Below are 776 nucleotides of genomic sequence, written 5' to 3' on the forward strand. Positions count from 1 at the left end.
GCGCCAGGTCGAGGCCAGCAGGAAGAGACTCTTGCGCTGCCGAAGAGAGTCCAGCATGGCATTCAGCGTGGCCACCGCGACGGCGGTCGGGTCGGCGCCCCTGTGCCGATCGCGGATGTTCAGGTCGTGAAGGGCGCGGAAATCATCTGCGATCACGTACACCGCGGCTTCTTCGACCGAGTCGAAGTGGTTGTAGAAGGTGGCGCGGTGGATGCCTGCTGCTTCCGCCAGTGCGGAGACCGAAGGGCATGACCGCGTCCGCTCCATGAGGTCGGCCAGTGCGTCCGCGATCGCCTGTCGCGAGCGGGTGAAGCGCGGATCCGCTGCGACCGCCGAAGTCTGCTCACTCACCATGGACGCACCCTACTTCGAGGCCGAACATCCGGCTGCGCCGCCTCAGGTCTCGACAACCGGCTGCGCGGTCCGGCCGCCGACCAGGACGCTGTTGGTACCTGTCCGACGCGAGCCGCGTCGCTCAGTACGGCTGTGACCGTAGGCGGGTACGACGGCCCGGCGTCAGCGTGACTGCGATCCCCGCCGGCAGTGGTGCCGGTCGCCCTCGGGCTCTGAGATCCACGGTGGGCATGGCTCTGCCTTGCTTGGCTCGCTCACGACATCACCTCTATTCGACAGGTGTCGTTTAGTGGTCTACGGTGGTTGACGTAACGACCCGCCAAGTAAGGACGCGTCATGTCGGACACTGACAACACCACTTCTCTCGCCGCGATCGCGGACAAGTTCGCGGTGGTGGAGACCCTCTACCGCTATGCCGCGGG

Annotated in this window: 1 protein-coding gene; it reads right to left on the minus strand. The window is 66.0% G+C overall.

The genetic code is table 11. From position 1 onward, the window contains the following. On the minus strand, positions 1–354 hold a 354-nt coding region (locus ABD366_RS38950; protein WP_425577031.1), incomplete at its 3' end, for a hypothetical protein. Positions 355–776: the final 422 nt, after the last annotated feature.

The organism is Streptomyces kunmingensis, from assembly GCF_039533535.1.
Lineage (GTDB): Bacteria > Actinomycetota > Actinomycetes > Streptomycetales > Streptomycetaceae > Streptomyces > Streptomyces kunmingensis.